General features: G+C 48.5%; 22 protein-coding genes. 3 read left to right on the top strand and 19 right to left on the bottom strand.

The genetic code is table 11. The features are described 5' to 3' along the window. Positions 1-19: 19 nt before the first annotated feature. A complete protein-coding gene (locus CLV36_RS01575) occupies positions 20-313 on the top strand; it encodes a YhjD family protein (RefSeq protein ID WP_102993051.1) in 294 nt (97 codons plus the stop codon). Between the two features lie 109 nt (positions 314-422). Here the strand turns inward: CLV36_RS01575 and CLV36_RS01580 are convergent, their stop codons facing one another. The 7 genes from CLV36_RS01580 to CLV36_RS01615 all read right to left on the bottom strand — a co-directional run bounded on the left by CLV36_RS01580 (position 423) and on the right by CLV36_RS01615 (position 8,560). Further along, on the bottom strand, positions 423-875 hold the full coding sequence (locus tag CLV36_RS01580; RefSeq protein ID WP_106341520.1) for a hypothetical protein: 453 nt from the start codon (positions 873-875) through the stop codon (positions 423-425). Between the two features lie 67 nt (positions 876-942). Further along, positions 943-2,160 (bottom strand): CocE/NonD family hydrolase, encoded by a 1,218-nt coding sequence (locus tag CLV36_RS01585; RefSeq protein ID WP_106341521.1) that lies wholly within the window; start codon positions 2,158-2,160, stop codon positions 943-945. 138 nt (positions 2,161-2,298) lie between these two features. Further along, positions 2,299-3,120, bottom strand: a complete 822-nt coding sequence (locus CLV36_RS01590) for a MerR family transcriptional regulator (protein WP_106341522.1) — start codon at positions 3,118-3,120, stop codon at positions 2,299-2,301. A 328-nt stretch (positions 3,121-3,448) separates the two neighbouring features. Beyond that, positions 3,449-4,279 (bottom strand): hypothetical protein, encoded by an 831-nt coding sequence (locus tag CLV36_RS01600; protein WP_102993055.1) that lies wholly within the window; start codon positions 4,277-4,279, stop codon positions 3,449-3,451. Between the two features lie 321 nt (positions 4,280-4,600). Beyond that, complete coding sequence (locus tag CLV36_RS01605) at positions 4,601-4,936, bottom strand: hypothetical protein (RefSeq protein WP_102993056.1); 336 nt, start codon at positions 4,934-4,936, stop codon at positions 4,601-4,603. Positions 4,937-5,044: 108 nt separating this feature from the next. Next, complete coding sequence (locus CLV36_RS01610) at positions 5,045-6,874, bottom strand: peptidoglycan D,D-transpeptidase FtsI family protein (protein WP_181352764.1); 1,830 nt, start codon at positions 6,872-6,874, stop codon at positions 5,045-5,047. Between the two features lie 99 nt (positions 6,875-6,973). Further along, positions 6,974-8,560: a PhoX family protein gene (locus CLV36_RS01615; protein WP_106341525.1), complete on the bottom strand. Its 1,587-nt coding sequence runs from the start codon at positions 8,558-8,560 to the stop codon at positions 6,974-6,976. A gap of 475 nt (positions 8,561-9,035) precedes the next feature. Between CLV36_RS01615 and CLV36_RS01620 the strand changes: the two genes are divergently transcribed. Together CLV36_RS01620 and CLV36_RS01625 are read left to right on the top strand one after the other, a co-directional pair. Beyond that, the gene (locus tag CLV36_RS01620; protein WP_102993059.1) at positions 9,036-9,542 is read left to right on the top strand and encodes a M57 family metalloprotease; all 507 of its coding nucleotides are present in this window, start codon (positions 9,036-9,038) and stop codon (positions 9,540-9,542) included. A 53-nt stretch (positions 9,543-9,595) separates the two neighbouring features. Next, positions 9,596-10,153, top strand: a complete 558-nt coding sequence (locus CLV36_RS01625) for a hypothetical protein (RefSeq protein WP_106341526.1) — start codon at positions 9,596-9,598, stop codon at positions 10,151-10,153. A gap of 58 nt (positions 10,154-10,211) precedes the next feature. On the opposite strand, the gene mltG (CLV36_RS01630) is transcribed toward CLV36_RS01625, so the two are convergent. The 12 genes from mltG (CLV36_RS01630) to CLV36_RS01685 form a co-directional block, all read right to left on the bottom strand. After that, positions 10,212-11,282 (bottom strand): endolytic transglycosylase MltG, encoded by a 1,071-nt coding sequence (gene mltG, locus CLV36_RS01630; protein ID WP_106341527.1) that lies wholly within the window; start codon positions 11,280-11,282, stop codon positions 10,212-10,214. Positions 11,283-11,479: 197 nt separating this feature from the next. After that, positions 11,480-12,556: an endolytic transglycosylase MltG gene (mltG, locus tag CLV36_RS01635; RefSeq protein ID WP_106341528.1), complete on the bottom strand. Its 1,077-nt coding sequence runs from the start codon at positions 12,554-12,556 to the stop codon at positions 11,480-11,482. 111 nt (positions 12,557-12,667) lie between these two features. Next, positions 12,668-12,940 carry a DUF1292 domain-containing protein gene (locus tag CLV36_RS01640; protein WP_102993063.1) on the bottom strand — a complete coding sequence of 91 codons (273 nt, stop codon included), beginning with the start codon at positions 12,938-12,940 and terminating at the stop codon, positions 12,668-12,670. A 16-nt stretch (positions 12,941-12,956) separates the two neighbouring features. Then, a complete protein-coding gene (locus CLV36_RS01645; RefSeq protein WP_022736747.1) occupies positions 12,957-13,274 on the bottom strand; it encodes a DUF1292 domain-containing protein in 318 nt (105 codons plus the stop codon). A 2-nt stretch (positions 13,275-13,276) separates the two neighbouring features. Further along, positions 13,277-13,705 (bottom strand): Holliday junction resolvase RuvX, encoded by a 429-nt coding sequence (ruvX, locus tag CLV36_RS01650; protein ID WP_223247962.1) that lies wholly within the window; start codon positions 13,703-13,705, stop codon positions 13,277-13,279. 42 nt (positions 13,706-13,747) lie between these two features. Then, on the bottom strand, positions 13,748-13,999 hold the full coding sequence (locus CLV36_RS01655) for an IreB family regulatory phosphoprotein (RefSeq protein ID WP_022736749.1): 252 nt from the start codon (positions 13,997-13,999) through the stop codon (positions 13,748-13,750). Positions 14,000-14,077: 78 nt separating this feature from the next. After that, complete coding sequence (alaS, locus tag CLV36_RS01660; RefSeq protein ID WP_106341529.1) at positions 14,078-16,702, bottom strand: alanine--tRNA ligase; 2,625 nt, start codon at positions 16,700-16,702, stop codon at positions 14,078-14,080. A 133-nt stretch (positions 16,703-16,835) separates the two neighbouring features. Beyond that, positions 16,836-17,012, bottom strand: a complete 177-nt coding sequence (locus CLV36_RS17100) for a hypothetical protein (protein ID WP_181352765.1) — start codon at positions 17,010-17,012, stop codon at positions 16,836-16,838. Between the two features lie 23 nt (positions 17,013-17,035). Continuing rightward, positions 17,036-18,109 carry an AI-2E family transporter gene (locus tag CLV36_RS01670; protein WP_106341531.1) on the bottom strand — a complete coding sequence of 358 codons (1,074 nt, stop codon included), beginning with the start codon at positions 18,107-18,109 and terminating at the stop codon, positions 17,036-17,038. 143 nt (positions 18,110-18,252) lie between these two features. Then, complete coding sequence (locus tag CLV36_RS01675; RefSeq protein WP_106341532.1) at positions 18,253-18,435, bottom strand: hypothetical protein; 183 nt, start codon at positions 18,433-18,435, stop codon at positions 18,253-18,255. Between the two features lie 35 nt (positions 18,436-18,470). Further along, positions 18,471-18,671 (bottom strand): hypothetical protein, encoded by a 201-nt coding sequence (locus CLV36_RS01680; protein WP_022736753.1) that lies wholly within the window; start codon positions 18,669-18,671, stop codon positions 18,471-18,473. 20 nt (positions 18,672-18,691) lie between these two features. Continuing rightward, entirely contained in the window at positions 18,692-19,192 is a 501-nt protein-coding gene (locus CLV36_RS01685) for a PRC-barrel domain-containing protein (protein ID WP_181352766.1), read from the bottom strand. Between the last annotated feature and the right edge of the window lie 6 nt (positions 19,193-19,198).

Below are 19,198 nucleotides of genomic sequence, written 5' to 3' on the forward strand. Positions count from 1 at the left end.
AGGTGATGGAAGATGCTTTATGATGACGAACACTTCGATCTTGAAATCAAACTCAAACGCTACACCCACCTACGAATTTCTACTCGAAGCCTTAGACCGAGATAAAAAGCACATGGATCATCTCAAAATGGCACATGTGTATCAATATCAACTCGACCACATCACCAACCTCATCTTAAAGGAAATGGCTGACCTTCGCCGTTACTTCCGTCAATCCCAGGGAGAAATCATCCAAACGGTTCAATTGGCGGGGGGAACGCATGGTGGAGTATGTATATCAGGGGTATCGGCTCAATATGAAGTTTCTCAATGAGTTCATGCGTGTGGAGTGTGGGGAGATATTAAAAGAATACATGAAGTTGAAAAGGGGTGACTATTAGAGAGTCACCCATCACTTTTTGGACGCAATAAAAAAAGGACGACTACTCGTCCCCCATCCGTTTCTTTAACTCCTGCACTTCCTTTTCAATTAGGTTCCCTTTATAAATCCAGGCGCGTGTGATGTCCGTTAACCCGGATATACTTTCTTCCATCCTTGATATACTCTCATCCAATCGTGAAAGCCGCTCGTCCTGTTTTTGATTGAGGGTGGCCACCATCTCCAACACCTTGCCCATCTGTTCCATCTGGGTAATAATCCGTTGTTCACTTTCTTGAATCATGGTTGCTACACGATCTTCTAAGCCTTTAAATAACGACTCCAAGACCACATAGCCACTCTCTGCTTGGTCGCCTACTTGATAGGTTTTCTCTTGCAGAGATGCCGCCGCAACCTCTTGAACATGAATAACACTTTCTAAATCCTCTTTGGTAGGAAGCTGCTCTATCTTCTCTTCAATCCGTTTCAGCCGCTCTTCCCAGTGCGTTTCGCTCATTCATCTCACCTCATTATCTCCAACATATCGGATTTTTCAGTATATGGCAAGGGGATGTTTTCCAATATCACAGCCCCCTCCCTGGATCATACGTATAATGATCGGGTGCGATTGTACTAAGCACGCCATCGCCTAGAAGCGTATTCGCATGTCCTTGGCTGTGCAAGTAATACGGAGTATAAATAGTCCGAGCAAGCGGCCACTCGTATTCATCGCGCCAAACATTCTCGCCCATCACAAATAACTTGACAGGTGCTTCATTGAGGATACCCGTATCCTTTCCTTTTAAGAAATGATCAAACCATCGCAACTGGAGCCCGACCAAATCCACAACAGCAGAGTCAGCAGCCAATCCAAAATTCACTTCACCAGCTTGATGACTATGATCCAAATGTACCCATGGCCCGATGACTAATTTGCTCTGCCGAGCTTCTGGACTACCGCCTTTGGTACGCATGTGCAAAAAGTTTTCAATGGTTCCTTTCAAGAAGATATCGTACCAACCTGCCATGTTAAGTGTAGGAACCGTAAATTTGTCATATTTCCCCTTCAACGATAATGCATCTACATCATCTTGAGCCATGCCGCGCTCAAAATGTTGAAGAATGGCCGGAGCTACCTTATTTCGGGCAAAAGGCGCAAAATTATTCAATGGCAGTGCTTTTATCTCCGTTTTTAGTTGATCAATGTCTGAAATTAACTGCGCTAAAGCAATGGCCCGTTCTTGCTCATCGGCATAAATTCTTGAGAGCGTGTCCAGATACATTCCTAATTGCCAATAGGACAAAAAACCGAGTTCCAGCGCTCCTCCCCGGTATATTAATCCATCAAAGGGATCGCTCCAAGAAAAAGAAGGCGCTGCTGCTTTGAGTTCATGTGGATGCTGTAACATGCCTGCCCACTGTACAAATGCGGAATAAGATTCACCAAACGAACCGACTTTACCATTACTAAAGGGAAGCGTACTTGCCCAGCGGATGGTCTCAACGGTATCAGAAGCTTCTTGTTGACTGGTCGAAAAAAGCTCCCAATCTCCTTCAGAAGCAAATCTTCCCCTTGTATCTTGAACGATGACCACATATCCCTGCCGAACGGCACGAGAAATATCGTATAACCCAAAAGAAACAGGAGGGTTATCTTTATTATACGGATGGCGATGGAGTAGAACCGGCCATTTTCCTTCCTGATTGGGCCGATAAATATTTGCACGCAACACGACCCCATCTCTCATCTTAACGGGCACATCAAATTCCGAAATCATCTGATTCGCCGAATAATCAGTCATATAACACACTCCTTTTTCTAAAGTAATAAAACGCCTTTAACAGTTACCAAAACAAGATTAAACCGGCAACCAAGGTCAGTGCACTTGTCAGTTTAATGAGGTAAGAAAACGCCAAAGAGCAATCGGCATACTGGTTCATTACATACACCCGACTCCCAAAATGGGCATCTGACTCTCGGTTACATACCGCAGCTTGTCACCCTCTTTAGTTGATAAATATACTTCTCTGCTTGGCATTTCCGGGCTGATCTGGTAGCCGTTCTCCTCAATCCATGATCCTAGATCGATGCTCACTGGCGTATCCACATCCGGTCGGCTGATATGGGTCACCGCCGCAACAGTCAATCCCGGCAACTCTACTGTCCGAAAACGTGCGGTGTCCTGAAGCTTGCGCGGAATGGGGCAAGCGATTTCTAAATCGATGTTGCTTTCACATTCCGGACAACCATGCCTCATCACCATATGGGTGACAGGAAGCGGTATGTTATCCCATTTTAGATATTCATCGATTTCTTCAAACAGCCCGGGAATGCTTGCTCTGCTTGTGGTCTCTTTAAGTGTCGCAACCAATAAGGGCTCCACCTTCTTCACCACAACCTCATACTGAGAAAGACCGTCACTTTGCCGTTCAATTTGTTCCAGTCTCACCTCAATCTGCCTTAAACGCTCCATTTTCGACTGAATCAGCGAGTGAAGTTCTGCTTGCTTAAGACGAAGCATGCCTCGCATTTCTACTGTAGATACGTTGTCTTTCAAGAGCTGTTTGATTTGTTCAAGGGTAAAACCAAGCTCCTTAAACGCCAGAATCCGATGCAGATCGAGCAACTGTTCGCTCTTGTAGTAACGGTAACCGCTCTGTTGATCCGTGTAGGCAGGTTTTAAAAGTTCAATTTGATCATAAAAGCGTAATGTTTTAGCGGGCACTTGGCTCAACTTTGAGAACTCGCTGATCTTAAACATGAGATTCGCTCCTTTCTGTACTCGAAGTATAAACCTTCCATATAAGTAGAAAGTCAAGTAAAAAAATGTTGCAAACCGACCACAATCGTCAGTTTGCAACAATTGGCTTTCGCTACAGCCACCCAAATAAGGGGAATCCACAAAGAATCCATAGGGAATCCTTGGTGATTCCCGGACACGACGCCCATCGCATCGGCAAGATCCGCTGGCTTATGATGCCACGTGAACACCATACCATATCAATGATGGCGGTAAAACAAAAAGAAGGTTCCTCACACAAGGAACCTTTCCGGCCAATTGGCGCCCCCACATGAACGACCGCCGCGCCTCACTTCGCTTTTGGTCGCAACTCAACCGGTAGCGTGATTTTCTCTTTGAACACACCACCCACTTCTGCCGTTTGCGTTTGTTGATACGTCACCGTCCCAGTCGGGGTCGGTATCTCAAATGAAAACTGGGTCAACACGGCATGCAACACGTGGGTTTTCGAATCAATATGCACTTCTCTCTTATAAGATTTCAAACGTATATTCGCTGGATTCACCCGGATACCCAATCCCCGTAGCTGCGCCAAGGAAGGCTCCAATTCGGCCCGGGCATTGTTTCCTAATATCCCCGCCGCCCGTCCGGGAGGTAACTCCGCTGTGACGCGGAAAAATCCATTCGTTTCAGCCATGCGAAATGTGGCGCTTTTTTGTTTGACAGCTGCCGCTAATTCAATGAGTGCTTGTGTCGGATCTTCAACACTTGTCCGCAATTCCGCACGCGTGCCCGTTTCCCATGGTGCATTCCCGATCTTTAGATATCCTTTATCTCCGATCATCACTAATTGTTCGGATTCGCTTTTTCCTTTGGATGTAATAGTGCCCTGACTTCGAATCGCATAAGGGTCACTGGTCACACTGATCTTGGCTTCATACTGTGACGCCGCTTGCTGTTGGTTCCTGGTCAACTTCTCCTGACGTTTGACCTTGTAAGTCCAACCGGCTTCTTTTTTGAGTGTCGTCCGGGTCAATTCCAATATTTCCGCCAATGTCGGCTTGCGCAAAGTAGGGGTTATTTTTCCCCATCCCGTTTGCACTTCTTGCCAAGACATGGTACACGCTGATAGTACCATGACCAGTGCGAGGACTAGCACACCCGTTCGTATGACTTGCATAAACGCCTCCCGAAGCATCATGTCTTCCCGTATGGTGAGTCTGGCCTCTGGAAAACTGGAGAGGCGCTATTTCATATATATTCGGCCACCCAATTCCAATCACCTTTTCCATTCAATGGGTAATCAACACACTTTTATATAAAATGATTATACATTAACATAGCAGATTTTTCTTTTCGCATATTTGAACTTTCACTTAGAGCGACAAACATAAAAAGGAGTTGCCTCTGGTGAGTGCAACTCCTTTACCCTGTCATAGCTAGCCGTTTCATCCTTTCACAGAACGAAACGTTCCCTAACCTCCCGATGAAGTGGTTAACCTTATCGGGAAAATGGGTATTGGTTTGGCGTGACAAACGTCCCTGGGCCATGATATTGGTTGGGCCCTGGAAACTGATTGGGTTGAGTTGGGTATTGATTGTTGGCAGGCGGAATTGGTAGCGCTTTTTGCGATTGAGGTTGAGCGTGCGCCTGATCCATCTCTTCACTTTCCAATCCTTCCATGCCAAATTCTTCTAATACGCGTTGAACTAATTTTAGCTCATCCGATACCATCTCATCCTGATCTTTCGATTTCAGCAAAAGATTTTGATATTGCAAGAGCGCCTCTTCAATCAAATCTAGTTCAGCCTTTGTCAGATTCACGGTGATCTTCATTGTGTCTACTCCTTTGACTTATCCTTTTAACCTACCTATATGATAATCATAACAACATAACAAAACAACCAGAACACAAGCTGGTTGCTTTTATATTCATATAATCTTCTATTTCTGGGCAGATTGTTTCTTCGCTACATGCTCTTTTTCATCGGTAGGTTTCTGTTTAGCTATCTCTTCCATCACCGCTCTAAATACACGCTTGGCCCGTGGATCTTCAGAATCCGAGATGTCTCTTAACACAACGGAGATTGCCACTCGCGGCCTCTCGAAGGGGCCGAAGCCGATCATCCACTTGTTATAGCGTTTTTTATCCAATCCGATTTGCGCCGTCCCCGTTTTTGCGGCCAGTGACCATGTCGTACCGGCTACTGATCTGGCAGTCCCCTTAACCACCACCAACCGCATCATTTGTTTCATCGCCTGAATCGTCTCCGGCCTTAACGGCTTGGCCCCAGGCAATACTTGTGGCTTAAACTGGTATACCACCCGCCCCGTTTCATCTCGAATTTCCTTAACCACTCTCGGTTTTAAAGGCTTTCCCTGGTGAAACAGGGCCGTCATCATATTGACGGCCTGAAGCGGGGTCACCCGCACGTCCCGCTGTCCGATGCCTGTTTGCGCCATGACTCCGGGATCGTTCTTCGGCGTCGTCTTGGCAAAAACCATGCCTTTCTGTTCTTGGGGCAATTGGGTGAAATGCTCATCATGGAACACTTTTCCTGACCAGAGCACTTCTTGCGCCAACCCCAGCCGTTTGGCATAAGCTTCAAGGCGCTCGGCTCCCAACTTCTGGGCCACCATCCCCATCACCACATTGCAAGAGTCGGCGTAAGCCTCGGCAAATGTTTGACGACCATGCCCTCCATGCTTGTCGTCAGTTAACTGGGCTTGTTCCAATTCTCCGTCGCAATGGAAAACGGTATCCGGCTTCACAATCCCTTGTTCCAATGCAGCCACCGCGACGACCGTCTTGAAGATGGACCCAGGTACGGTCTCCAGCAACGCCCGGTTGTCCCAAGGCTGGTTCTCATGCACACCTTTACGAACAGCGGGGCGGCTGGCCATCGCCAACACATCCCCGCTGGCAACATCTTGCACAACAACGGCGCCATCTTGCACATTTTCCTGGCGCAGAATCTGTTCGACTCGCAATTGTAGCTCTTTGTCCAACGTGGTAACCACCGTGTAAGGATGTTCATCGTTGCCTGCTCTGCTCGTTGTCCGTTTCATCTCTCCGCCGATTAACGGCAGTCCACTACCCATGGTCGTGTAAGCCAACCGCTCTTCTTGATTGCCATGCAAGAAAGGCTCGAACGCGGCCTCAATGCCAGTCACACCTAAGTGAGAATCGGGGGTCCACTTGCCACTCGCCACCTGCTCTGGATACCACGATTTCATCAAGCCTGGATTTTGCACCAAGCGCCCCAACACCTGTTGCGCTGGATGATTGATGGACATCCGGTAGTCGGAACGCACCACCATCACGCCGGGCAATTGCAAGCGGTGAATCTGTTCCTTGTCGGCCTGCGACAAAACAATCTCTTCCCCCGCTGGCCCGGACAACAGCCCCGGAAACCGGATTTGCGCCAATTGACTCTCCAGTTGGGTTAGTGGCATATGGATAAACGAGGCCAATTGGGCAAACTGTTGTCGCTTCGCTTTCATCAGGTGGCGTGTTTGCGGAAACACAAGGAGGTGATAATCATCCCCTCCGGCCAACCGCTCCCCATGGCGATCCAAGATCGCGCCGCGACCGCTATTAAGTAGCATCTCCTCCCGTTGGCGCTCTTCCGCTAGACGAATGAGATCAACCTGCTGATTACGCATGGTAAATGAGCGCGTCGCTTCAATTTGAATATAATAAAGCCGCCACACAATCAAACTAAACGCGGCGATCATAACGAAGCTGATAAGCCAAGTACGCCACTTCCTCATAACATGAACACCCCGCTCTTCTCTCTCCATCTTGGACAGGAAATGAGCGGGGTATACGCATAAGTCCTGTTGTCAAAGTTGTTTCAAAACCGGCTTGTGTCAGAATCCACGAATCGCTACAACAGCCGGACGGGGAATATCACCATACGGCCAATGGCTAGTTGGATTTTTTGGGTCTTTGGTCTCTTCACCTGGGTGCTGAACAGCGATAAACAACGTACGCTGATCCGGGGTGAAATCGGGTCCAGTCATTTCCGCTTCACGGGGGCCAGAAGCGAATTGGAAAGCTTCTCCCGCTTGCCGCCCTTGGGTCGCGATAAAGAAAAGGCCATTGTTCTTAAACAACTCATAGGTATTGTCCTTGTTCATCTTGCCAGAAGAAATATCCGTGCATACCCATAGATTGCCTTGTTTGTCAAACAGCAAATTGTCGGGGCAAGAAAACCCGCTTTGCCGTCCCCCTACAGCAAATACCTCAAAAACGAAGCGTTTCGCGGCGGCATCATCCCCATCTTCAATCAGGCGCAGGATTTGCCCATGAAAGTTGCCATGATTGGTGTTGTTAGTCAACGCGAGGTACACGCTGCCGTCACGCGGATTTATTTCCACATCCTCCGGCCGGTCAAGCGGAGTCGCTCCCACCAGCTTGGCCGCATCCCGTGTATGCACCAATACTTCCCCTTGCGTCTTGAACTTGGCTTTTAAAGCAGGGCTTTGTTCTAAATCCAAGGACATCCATTTGCCATCAGCCAAGTTGGCCACATAGAGCGTGCCTTCGCTGAGCAGGTACCGATTGTCTTTACCCCGGGACGGCTGATACTTCTTCTTGCTCACATACTTGTAAAAATACTGGTCATTGGAATCATCGCCCATGTAGACGACCAGCCGACCATCCTTTGACAACGTCATCGCCGCGTTTTCATGGGAAAACCGTCCCAATGCCGTATGCTTCTGCGGAGTGGAAGACGGATCAAACGGGTCCACCTCCACCACCCAGCCATAATGGGTGTCGTTGCGGCCCCAGCGCTTTGCATCTTCTTCAAAATTTTCTTCGCAAGTGAGAACCGTATCCCACAGCGTGCGACCTCCACTGCAATTGGCAAATGTCCCTTTCACTTTGTGGACTCCGCCAACCACCGCATCCCCGCGCGCGGGACCGGTCAGTTCCATCATGGTGTTTGCTGTAATCCGGCGCGCATACCGACTGCCTTTCACCAACCGCCACTTGCCGTCAGATAGCTTGATCTCAATGACACTTCCACCGACATTGTATTGTTCAATCGCATGTTTCTCGGCTTCCGGCGTGTCAGCGTCATACATGAAGAGCGCCCCAGTGCCAATATACTCATGATTCACCCACAACAGTCCGTGTTTTGACGATCCATTAATCGGAAAGTAAACGGTCAGGTCACAATTGTAGCCGAACTTTTCACCATTGCCGATGTCGTCACCCCAAGCGGCAATGAGATCCTGCCGAAATCCCTTGGGCAAAACGAGCTTATCCTGATCCGATGGGGAAATGGGGCGAAATGGGGGGTGGTGGGCCATCTTTTTAAACGCATCAGTCGCGCCCTTCTCCGCTGCTTGCGCGACTTGTTCCAGTCCAGTGGTCGCTCCGACCAATGCCGCCGTCCCCACACCAACAAACTTCATGAATTCGCGTCGCGTAATATGATTTTCTGCCATGCTGACACTCACTCTCCATCCGGAAATGTCAATCATCTATCATGTTCTAAATTAATGGAAAGATGTTAATAACACGTAAACGAACGATAAAGATCCCGTTTTAAATCAGATATTTATGCCATTTCGATAATTAGTTCTATCACAAACGCACGCGATCATCGGTGAAACATCATCTCTCTCTTCAGAAATATCAATACCTGATACATTTCATCCAGGGCGTGTCTTGAAAATCTCGCTCGGGTATCAAAGCAGCGAGGAGGCCTTTTACCGTTGAGATGAGTGGGAAAACGCATTGGAAGCCACGATCCTATGCAACGAACACACGTTAACCACCCATTTAGATAGATAATTAAATTTTATTATAACAATTATACTATTATAATAATTTTTTATTTTAATAAAGGTAATTTTAATTCAATATCTAATTATTAAATTATTAACACAATCAACCTATTGGCCACAGGAGGTTCACAACATGAAAAAAGGGTTGGCTATTTTCGCGTTTTTACTGGTCTTAGGTGCTTGGTCTCCTACATTCGCTTATGTATTATGGGGTTACAAGTGGGCGAGTCCCAATATCACGTACGAGTGCGACATGCACGGCGATTACACCACACAGTGCAACAACGGCAAAACGGAATGGAGCAACTGGACCGATGTCAATTTGTCCTACAGCTCCAATCCCGGCATCACTACTACGGCAGGCAACTACGGCAACGTTTCTTGGAGTGGATTATGCTCAGTCGGCTCCAGCTCGGGAAGCACGGTTTACCGCATGGATATCTCCATCAACACATACTATACAGATAGTTATTCCTCCCAAAAACGCAAAGGGGTAATCACCCACGAATTGGGGCACGCTCTGGGCCTGAGCCACGAAAACCGTTTGGGACCAGGGGGTTCTGTCATGTATGACAATGACGGCAGAACTGTTTACTCCCCCACGCAAGACGATATCAACGGGGTAAATGCAATCTATTGATCTATCCCCTTTCTTCCCAAACCCAATCCTAATCATAAAGGAGGAACCATCCCATGGTTAAACGCATCAAGCGCAATGCTTACACCCTGATGATGACTGCTCTCGGGCTTTTGCTGGTGGGTGGAATATACTTTTCCTTCGTCGCTCCAAAAGAGGTGGAAGTCGGCGTCTCCTTGGACAAGCAATACAGTAGCGTGGATGAAATGAAACAAGAAGCCCAATTGATTGTCGAAGGTACGGCATCGACCAAGCAGCAAGGCATCCGCTATCAAAACATGCTTTTCACAGTAACGGACTTTCACATCAACAAGACAATTAAAGGCCATGCAGACAAAAAAACGATTCGCATATTGGAAACGGGCGGGTTTGACGGTAAAAACTACTTAACCGTTGAAGGGAATAAGATTATGGATAAGAACCAATCTTATGTCCTGTTCTTGCAAAAATATCAAGGCTCTGTCACCAACCAAGATGCTTATGTGATCATCGGCGCATACCAAGGGAAATTCGCCGTCGATGGCAACGACATCTCCCCCGCCCATAAAGTCGCCCCCGCTATCGCAAAGCTGGAAACAAAGCAAGCCCTGATCAAAGACATCCAAGACCAATAATAAAAAAGGTGCCGATCTCATTCGGCACCTTTTTATTAGCATGCAGCGGTTCATGCACCTATTGGCTGTTCGCCTGGGCGCTTTTGCGGTTGCGCTCCCGCTTCTGGAGATTGGCCCGATGGCCCTGATCCGTCTCTGCGAAATAATGCAGGTTGGAACCATCGTCTCTGGTCACATAAAACAAATACCGATGTTTCTGCGGATACAATGCCGCTTCCAATTCCACCTTGGTCGGCGTGGAAATCGGACCTGGCGGCAATCCTGTGATCGCATACGTACTGTAGGGATGCTTCTCATAATACATCCGTTCCAGCACCGTCTTGATTTTTTGCCCTTTCATCCGGTACATAAACACGATGGTCGCATCCACTTGCAATTTTTTGTTCTTATTCAACCGGTTATAAATCACACCAGCGATAATCGGCTTTTCACTTGCCACTTGGCCTTCGCGCTGGATAAGGGAAGCGACCGTCACCAATTGATCCAATGTCATCTCTTTGCCAGAAAGCGGAGACTTTTCCCTCAATTCCCTCTCGATATCTAATTCAACCAATTGCTCGTTGAAGCGCTCTAACATTGCATTAACGATATTTTCCGGTTTTTCCTTTTTGGGAAAATAATACGTATCCGGATACAGATACCCCTCCAGCTTGTAAGGGCGCTGCGGATGCTTAGGAATCGATTTTTCAAAGGCGAACTTGGGCGGCTTGTTGTTTAACGCTTTGAGAAAGCCCTGTCCATCCAATCCATTTTTCGTTAAGCGATCCGCTATGTCATAAGCAGTAAAACCAGGAATAACATTTATGCGAACGGTATTTTCCTTTCCCTCAGCAAACCGGGTCAGCATTTGATCCAGTGTTTCTCCTGGGGCGATTTCATAGTTGCCCGCGCGCAGATTGGTTTTGTTTTTCCATATAACATAATATCGGAAAAAGGTGGATTTCCGAATCAAGCCTTTTTCTTCCAAAATCCGGCCAATGCCCTCCAAGGAGGTTTGCGGCGGAATTTTCAATTGCACTGGTTCAGTCCGCTTGGGCGATCCTAATGTGAAATCCACATAGAGCAAGCCCAATCCAACCCATCCCGCCAAGAGCACCAAGGTAAAGAAAATACGTAAAAACCATTTCATTATCTAGTACTCCTTTTATTAATATAGAGTCAATCGTCTTTACGAAACTTTATTTCATATTAACATAACTGACCCCACTTCCACACAAAGAAAAGTCATCCAATGAACTGGTAGCCGTGATATCCCTCCTCATCTCGACCATCCGCTCCAATGTAAAAATCACCTTCCGAGGGAGAAGGTGATTTTCGTCTGGCCATTCACTCTCCGTTTGTCGGAATAGCTTGGCCTTTTTCCCTATTTCTTTTGCTGATGGCGTTATACTGTTGGTGCTGTTGAAAGTTTGTGGCGAAGAAGTGGCATTTTGTACCATCTTCCCTTGTCACGTAGTACAGGAATTTATGTTTCTCCGGGTTTACAGCCGCCGCCAACGCCTCCACTGTGGTATTGGAGATCGGTCCGGGGGGCAAGCCGTAATTGATGTACGTATTATATGGATGATTGACGCCTTTGTACATCTTTTGATACACCCGGGTAACTTTTTTCCCCTGCTCCCTGTACATGAAAACAATCGATGCGTCCACTTGCAACGGCATTCGAATATCCAACCGGTTATAAATAACGCCGGCGATGCGTGGCAATTCTTGTTTGTCTTGCCCCTCACGCTGAATGAGCGATGCCACGGTGACCACCTTATCAAGCGTCATGTTCTTGAGACGCGGATTGCTTTGCAGTTTCTGTTCGAGATTGAGTTTCTCATAATGGGCATTAAATTGCCCCAGCATCGTGTTGATGATCTCTTCGGGTTTTTCACTTGGCTTAAAATAATATGTATCTGGATATAAATAACCTTCCAGCTTATATTTGCGATCCGGGCTTTTGGCGATTTTATGTTCAAACGCATACCTAGGTTTTTTATTATTTAACGCTTCCAAAAACGCCTTTTTGTCAAAGCCTTTAGCTTCCAATCGATCAGCGATCTCATATACCGTCCAGCCTGGAGGAACGACGATTTTGACTTTGTTTTCTTTTCCTTCGGCAATCTTTACTAATATTTGGTCCAATGTTTCATTCGGCAGGATTTCAAATGTCCCCGCACGCAAATTGGTCTGATTCTTCCATTTCGCATAATAACGGAAAAAAGTTGACTCTCGCAACAATCGCTTCTGTTCAAGAATCTCCCCAATCTCTTGCAAGGTGGACTCGCTTGGGATTTCAACTTCCACTGGTTTGGTTCGTTTTGGTGATCCCAGCGTAAAATCAACATAGAAGTAACCTAATACCCCCCACCCGGCAAGGAGAACAAAGGTAAAGAAGATACGCCAAAACCATGTCATATGTCTTTGTACCCCTTCTACTTCAGTGAAAATAGGATCTTCTTTTGTCAAAAAACTCTTTTATAGGATATCACACATGGCATAAAAAAAAACGGGGAAATTTCCCCGTTTTTACTGAAATTCATGAAAATATAACATTTCATCTACAGCTTCGGCAATATTCTCCCATTCATTGTCATCTTCTATCTCTTCCAACCTTCCTTGGTTGACACGAAAAAGATAAGCGTCATCCGCAGGGTCGCCCTCTTTGCGCAACAGGGCGTAATGTTGCCCCCCCACGTCCACTTCACTCACCAAATGATATGGGGTTTCTTGATGAATCATCGGCCTATCGGCCAATTGTTGCCGCAAGATCTGCACCTCGCGCGCTCCCAGTCCATCCATCGTGCCAAAACCTCACTTACTGATGTTCTTCGTCTTCTAGTTCGATGCCAGAAAATAGGGTGTTAAACATTTCCTCAACGAGATCCCATTCCTGCTCGTTGTCTTCTTCAATCATCTCCAGCGTAATATCGTCGCCCTCTTCGGTGTAACGGAAAGCAAGCACTTCCACGCCTTCTTCGTCTTCGTTGTTCCGTTCGTTTTCCAACTCATCCGCCGGCGCGACGAACATGTATTTTTTGCCCGTTTCATCACTTTCAAATGTATACAGGATCTCAAATTTTTCTTCAGTGCCGTCTTCGTTGGGAATCATAAGAAATTCTTGTTGTTCTGCCATGTTTAAATCCTCCTGTTTGCATCAATATATCCTTGCAAAATCCAAGTAGCTGCCAATTGGTCAACCACTTGTTTTCGTTTCTTCCGGGACATGTCTGCGTCAATCAGCGTTCGCTCCGCCGCGGCGGTGGATAAGCGCTCATCCCACATGTGGACGGGCAGGGAATAACGGGCACGGATTTGCTCGGCCAACGCTTGGCACGCTTCCCCGCGCGAACCGAGTGTCCCATTCATATTGCGGGGCAGGCCGACCACGATCTCTTTGACGCGGTATTCCTGAACCAAGCGATCCAATGCCTGCCACCAATCACCCGCTTTGCGGTCGATCACGGTGACTCCCTGAGCCGTCCAACCCAAGGAATCACTCACCGCGACACCGATTCTCCGCTCCCCCACATCCAAGCCGAGGATGCGAGGTGCATCTATATCCAATGAAGAGAACTCCTCAAACCCCATATGTTGGTTTCCTCACTATTATTGACTGTTCTGTTCGATGTAGAATTTGACCAATTCCTCGATGATTTCATCGCGTTCAAGCCGGCGGATCAATGTCCGGGCGTTCTTGTGGCGGGGAATGTATGCTGGGTCTCCAGAAATGAGATAGCCAACGATTTGGTTGACCGGGTTATACCCTTTTTCCTGTAGCGCCCCATACACTTGAAACAAGACATCCTTAGGGTCAAGGTCTTGATCACCCCGAAAATTAAACTTCATTGTTTCATCCATGGATGATTTCACACCTCTCTGTTTGGATGACCAGCGTTTACTTTCTTCTCCCTTGCCCGGACATTCTCCTGTCAAATTCTATATTTGCGCTTCGACGAATTCATCGACCCGATTCAACGCATCTGGCAACCGCTCAGGCTGTTTGCCTCCCGCTTGCGCCATGTCGGGGCGGCCACCACCGCCACCACCGCAAAGGGTAGCCACTTCTTTTACCAATTTGCCTGCGTGCAAGCCAGCTTTCACATAATCTTGCGATACGGAAGCTACAATCTGCACTTTGCCATCGGCATTGGAACCGAGTACAATGACACCCTGCCCCATCTTTTGGCGCAGATCGTCCACCATCGAACGCAATTGATCCATGCTGTTGGCATCAACTTGCGCCCACAGCACCGGCACGCCCTTCACTTCATGCACCCGGTTGATCAGTTCACCGGCTGCCGCTTGGTTGAGCTTCGCTTGGAGCGACTCGTTTTCCCGTGCCAATTCTTTATTCCGTTCTTGCAATTGCTCAATGCGTTCCGCCACATCAGCCGGCTTGGTTTTGAGCAAGGCTGCCGCTTTGCCCAACAGCGCCATCTGTTCTTCCAAATAAGCGTAAGCCCGGCGGCCCGTCACCGCTTCAATGCGTCGTGTACCTGAGCCGATACCACTTTCGCTCAGAATTTTGAATAGACCGATCTCCCCTGTGCTTTCAACGTGGGTGCCTCCGCAGAGTTCTAAGCTGTAGTCGCCGACTTGAACCACGCGCACAACATCACCGTATTTCTCTCCAAACAAGGCCATTGCACCCATCGCTTTCGCTTCGGACAGAGATTTTTGCATGATGTTGACCTTAGTATTCACCCAAATTTGTTCATTTACACGTCGTTCCACTTCACGAACCTCGTCATCCGTCATCGCACCGATATGCGAGAAGTCGAAGCGAAGCCGATCCGGCGCCACCAAGGAACCAGCTTGGTTCACATGCTCACCCAGTACTTCTTTGAGCGCTTTGTGCAACAAGTGCGTAGCAGTGTGGTTTCTGACGATGTCCTGGCGCAAGGTTTCATCGATAGCAGCACGAACCTCGTCCCCTTGCCGAACCGTTCCTTCCTCGGCTACAACGGTGTGCACATGTTCGCCACGCGGACCTTTTTTCACTTCTTCAACCCGAAGCTTGCCGCCAGCGGACGCAATCCAGCCCGTATCGGCTACTTGGCCACCGCTTTCTGCGTAGAAGGGAGTCTCATCTAAGATGATGAGCCCTTTTTGGCCCGCTTGGATCGACTCGGCCAGCTGATCGTCGATGATGATCGCACTCACTCGGGTTTGCCGCACACGTTCGGTGTAACCAACAAATTGCGAAGCGACTTCAAGCTCACTCAAAGCGCCCCCTTGCACTTGCTTGCTGTCCACTTCTTGGCGAGCAGCGCGGGCACGCTCCCGTTGCGATTCCATTTCCCGGTCAAAGCCAGCGCGATCCACTTCCAACCCATGCTCCCTCGCGAAATCTTCGGTCAGGTCGACGGGGAACCCATAGGTATCATACAGTTTGAACGCGTCAACTCCACCAATCACGGTGCGCCCTTCTCGTTTCGCCTCAGCCACTACGTTTTCCAAGATATGCAGACCTTCGCTCAAGGTTTCCAAGAAGCGTTCTTCTTCGCTTTTGATAACCCGTTCGATGAATGCTTTCTTCTCACTTGGCTCTGGATAGTAGTCACGCATGATTTCCGCCACCAACGGAGTCAGCTCGTGCAGGAATGGACGTTCCATGCCAAGCTTCCGTCCGTATCTGACGGCGCGACGCAACAAGCGGCGCAGGACATACCCACGGCCTTCGTTTGACGGCAAAACGCCATCGCCCACGGCAAACACAATGGTGCGGATATGGTCGGCGATCACCTTCAACGCGATGTCGGTCTCTTCGTTCTGCCGGTAAGTCGCTCCGGTGATGCGGCAGGTTTCTTCGATGATCGGCAAGAACAGATCGGTGTCATAGTTGGTCGGCACATCTTGCATCACTGAAGCCATCCTCTCCAAGCCCATCCCCGTATCGATGTTCTTTTTCGGCAAGGGGGTGTATGTGCCATCTGGGTTGTGGTTGTACTGAGAAAACACCAAGTTCCAGATTTCCAGATAGCGCTCATTTTCACCGCCGGGATACATCTCGGGATCATTGGGATCGCCGATATGCGCACCGCGGTCATAAAAGATCTCCGTATTGGGTCCGCTCGGCCCTTCGCCAATATCCCAGAAGTTGCCTTCCAGCTTGACAATACGCTCTTTGGGGATGCCGATCTTCTCATGCCAATAACGGTACGCTTCCTCATCTTCCGGATGGACAGTCACCGAAAGCCGGTCGGGGTCCAGACCCATCCATTCGGGCGAGGTAAGGAATTCCCAAGCCCAGGTGATCGCTTCTTCTTTAAAGTAATCACCGATGGAGAAGTTACCCAACATCTCAAAAAATGTATGGTGGCGTGCGGTGTAGCCCACATTTTCTATATCGTTGGTACGAATGGATTTCTGTGAATTGACAATGCGTGGATTTTCAGGTGTGACCCGGCCATCGAAATACTTTTTAAGTGTTGCCACTCCACTGTTGATCCACAGCAAGGTGGGATCATCGACCGGAACCAACGACGCGCTCGGTTCGATAGCGTGCCCTTTTTGTTTGAAAAACTCCAGGTATTTGCGACGAATCTCACTTGCTTTCATGTGTGTATGCCTCCTTTTCTTTGCAAAGAAAAAACCTTTCCATTCCCTGTCAGTAAGGGACGGAAAGGTTTCCGCGGTACCACCCTATTTACCGCATTTATGCAAGCGGCCAACAGCCGACTATGTAACACGGTCACTTCATTTGGATAACGGCATGGTCGATGCCGGCAGGGATTAGCTGCATTCCGAAACTGGCCGCGAACCAACCTGAACCGAAAAAGCCTTTCAGCCAAGGGCTTTTCTCTCTGACGGGGATAGGATCGCTCGGTTTCATCACCATCTTGTTCGCTTTTGCATTGTCTTTTCCCATTATACAAGCTTGCATGGAAAGTTTCAAACCCTAACTTTCGTCAAATGATCCACGATGTGTTCCAACATCACTTTGCCCATGGCGAAAACGGGTACAGCCAGAATCAATCCCCACACTCCCCCCAATTCTCCACCCACCAACAGCGCAAAAATGATGGCGAGCGGATGAAGGTGAAGACTGCGGCCCACGATCTGCGGCGAAATCACATTTCCCTCAAGCACCTGCACCGCCAAGTTGACCAGCACCACCCCCACGAGCATGCGTGGTGAATGGAACAAAGCGACGAATAAAGCGGGAATCGCTCCAAAAATCGGCCCCAGATACGGAATGATGTTAAATACGGCCACCATCGCCGCCAACAACAGCGCATACGGCACTCCCACGATCAGGTATCCGATATACGCCAATACCCCGATCACCATGCACACGAGAAACTGTCCTCGCACATAGTTTCCCAACGCTTGATCCATGTCCCTTATCAGCCGAACCAGTTCGCGACGCCGCTGTTTGGGAAACAGCGAAAAAAAGGAGCGTTCGATGGAGTGAATATCTTTTAGCATGTAGAAAGCTAAGAAAGGAGTGATGAATAACAAAAACAGCTGGTTTAATGTGGCCCCCAACCCGCTCATCATCTTCTCAACATGTTCTGTCAATTTCGTTTCCAACCGGCCCAGCGAATTTTCGATCCCCTGCTTTACCCCATAAGGAAGTAATTCACTACTGTGATCATTGTATTCTTTCATCATCTGTTGGAACTTTTGGCTCCACTGCGGCAAATGCTCCGACAGTTCCTGTATTTGCTCTTCGAGGATCGGCACGGTCTTCATCGTGAGGATCACCAACGAGGCGATGAACAGCGTGTAAATCAACAATACGGACAATGAGCGGGACAAGCCTTTATGGCTCAACAAATTGACGATCGGATGGAGGAGGTAAGAGATGACCATCGCAATAAAGAAGGGCCCCAACACGGCACGCAAAAACTGAAACACCACTTGCAGCCACGGGTTGATCTGATACAGCATGAACAATATCCCCAGTAGCACCAATATCAGCAAGGAAACTTGTAGCGCTTTACTGAGGTTCCACCTTTCCAACAGCTCCCCCTCCAATCGGACAAGACTTGCTACCCTTAAGATACGAGAAAAAAAGAAAGTTTATGATCGCATCTCCCAATCCGCCATTTCATTTGCAAACGGAAAAAACCTGGGCCGCGCCATACGGCCCAGGAGTGCGGTGTTTACCTAGCCAGCGGGAGATTTCTCATCATCCGTTTCATCATGCGGTTCCCATTGACTTGCTTCAACATGGGATACACATAACGGAACCATTTGTTTTTCCGCCGTCTCGCATTCATCAAAGCGTTGGCTCCGATCGCCAGCAAGCTGCCCAGCATTAGGGTGATCACCATCGGGCGATTCATGTGGTTCCCTCCTTTTGGCACGGTTGAAAGATGAGTTAATCCAAATAAACCGTTCGGCTATCCTCTTCAAAAAACAGGTCGTTGAGGGACGTCAAACTTCCGTCTTCCTCCACTTGGTAGATGGAGGAAATCCCTTTATCGTCTGTTGTCATCTCTACAAAACATTGCCAGCAATACAACTGGTTGGTTCCTACTTTTCCCAGGTCGTGCGAATTGCAGTTGGGGCAGCGAAGCATACTTCTTCCCTTCCTTCAAGCTAACTTTCTTTGATCCGGATCCCGTCCAAAGGCGCGATCAGCACATCTTCCCCCCACACAAGGGGTTGGGCGCATCTCAGCACTTTGCGCCCCTGTCTGAGATCGGCCAGGAGCCCTTCGGATACTTCGTACCCTACCAGCGTTCCCACTTCCTCTTGAAAATAGACATTTTCTACCATCCCCAATTCTCGACCGTTGCTGAGCATAATGGTGCGCCCTTTCAGCTTTTTCTCTCCGGAACGAAGACCTATCCAGGACTCCGCTTCTTTGGGAAGATCTTGTATGTCCGCTTCGCTCTCGACGACGACGGCATCCATCCCGACCGAACACAACCGCTTGGCCGGGATGAACTTGCGCCGTTTGAACAAGCCCCCCTGCTCCAATAAAATCCCTTGCCAGACATTGGCGGAATCGAAGAGCACATCGGAAACCGTCCCCAACTGTTTGCCTGTGTAGCGGTGGATGATGGATAGCCCAATCACTTCCTGGGATTTGCGCAAGGATGA

Source organism: Laceyella sediminis (genome assembly GCF_003003125.1).
GTDB lineage: Bacteria > Bacillota > Bacilli > Thermoactinomycetales > Thermoactinomycetaceae > Laceyella > Laceyella tengchongensis.

Coding starts and splice junctions, on each gene's coding strand:
- CLV36_RS01675 (WP_106341532.1), bottom strand. CDS start 18,435: ATGAATCGCCCGATGGTGATCACCCTAATGCTGGGCAGCTTGCTGGCG.
- mltG (WP_106341528.1), bottom strand. CDS start 12,556: ATGACATGGTTTTGGCGTATCTTCTTTACCTTTGTTCTCCTTGCCGGG.
- CLV36_RS01580 (WP_106341520.1), bottom strand. CDS start 875: ATGAGCGAAACGCACTGGGAAGAGCGGCTGAAACGGATTGAAGAGAAG.
- CLV36_RS01610 (WP_181352764.1), bottom strand. CDS start 6,874: ATGAGGAAGTGGCGTACTTGGCTTATCAGCTTCGTTATGATCGCCGCG.
- mltG (WP_106341527.1), bottom strand. CDS start 11,282: ATGAAATGGTTTTTACGTATTTTCTTTACCTTGGTGCTCTTGGCGGGA.
- CLV36_RS17100 (WP_181352765.1), bottom strand. CDS start 17,012: ATGGGAAAAGACAATGCAAAAGCGAACAAGATGGTGATGAAACCGAGC.
- CLV36_RS01615 (WP_106341525.1), bottom strand. CDS start 8,560: ATGGCAGAAAATCATATTACGCGACGCGAATTCATGAAGTTTGTTGGT.
- CLV36_RS01680 (WP_022736753.1), bottom strand. CDS start 18,671: ATGCTTCGCTGCCCCAACTGCAATTCGCACGACCTGGGAAAAGTAGGA.
- CLV36_RS01600 (WP_102993055.1), bottom strand. CDS start 4,279: ATGCAAGTCATACGAACGGGTGTGCTAGTCCTCGCACTGGTCATGGTA.
- alaS (WP_106341529.1), bottom strand. CDS start 16,702: ATGAAAGCAAGTGAGATTCGTCGCAAATACCTGGAGTTTTTCAAACAA.
- CLV36_RS01585 (WP_106341521.1), bottom strand. CDS start 2,160: ATGACTGATTATTCGGCGAATCAGATGATTTCGGAATTTGATGTGCCC.
- CLV36_RS01655 (WP_022736749.1), bottom strand. CDS start 13,999: ATGGATGAAACAATGAAGTTTAATTTTCGGGGTGATCAAGACCTTGAC.
- CLV36_RS01625 (WP_106341526.1), top strand. CDS start 9,596: ATGGTTAAACGCATCAAGCGCAATGCTTACACCCTGATGATGACTGCT.
- CLV36_RS01605 (WP_102993056.1), bottom strand. CDS start 4,936: ATGAAGATCACCGTGAATCTGACAAAGGCTGAACTAGATTTGATTGAA.
- CLV36_RS01640 (WP_102993063.1), bottom strand. CDS start 12,940: ATGGATGGACTGGGAGCGCGCGAGGTGCAGATCTTGCGGCAACAATTG.
- CLV36_RS01645 (WP_022736747.1), bottom strand. CDS start 13,274: ATGGCAGAACAACAAGAATTTCTTATGATTCCCAACGAAGACGGCACT.
- CLV36_RS01575 (WP_102993051.1), top strand. CDS start 20: ATGATGACGAACACTTCGATCTTGAAATCAAACTCAAACGCTACACCC.
- CLV36_RS01590 (WP_106341522.1), bottom strand. CDS start 3,120: ATGTTTAAGATCAGCGAGTTCTCAAAGTTGAGCCAAGTGCCCGCTAAA.
- CLV36_RS01620 (WP_102993059.1), top strand. CDS start 9,036: ATGAAAAAAGGGTTGGCTATTTTCGCGTTTTTACTGGTCTTAGGTGCT.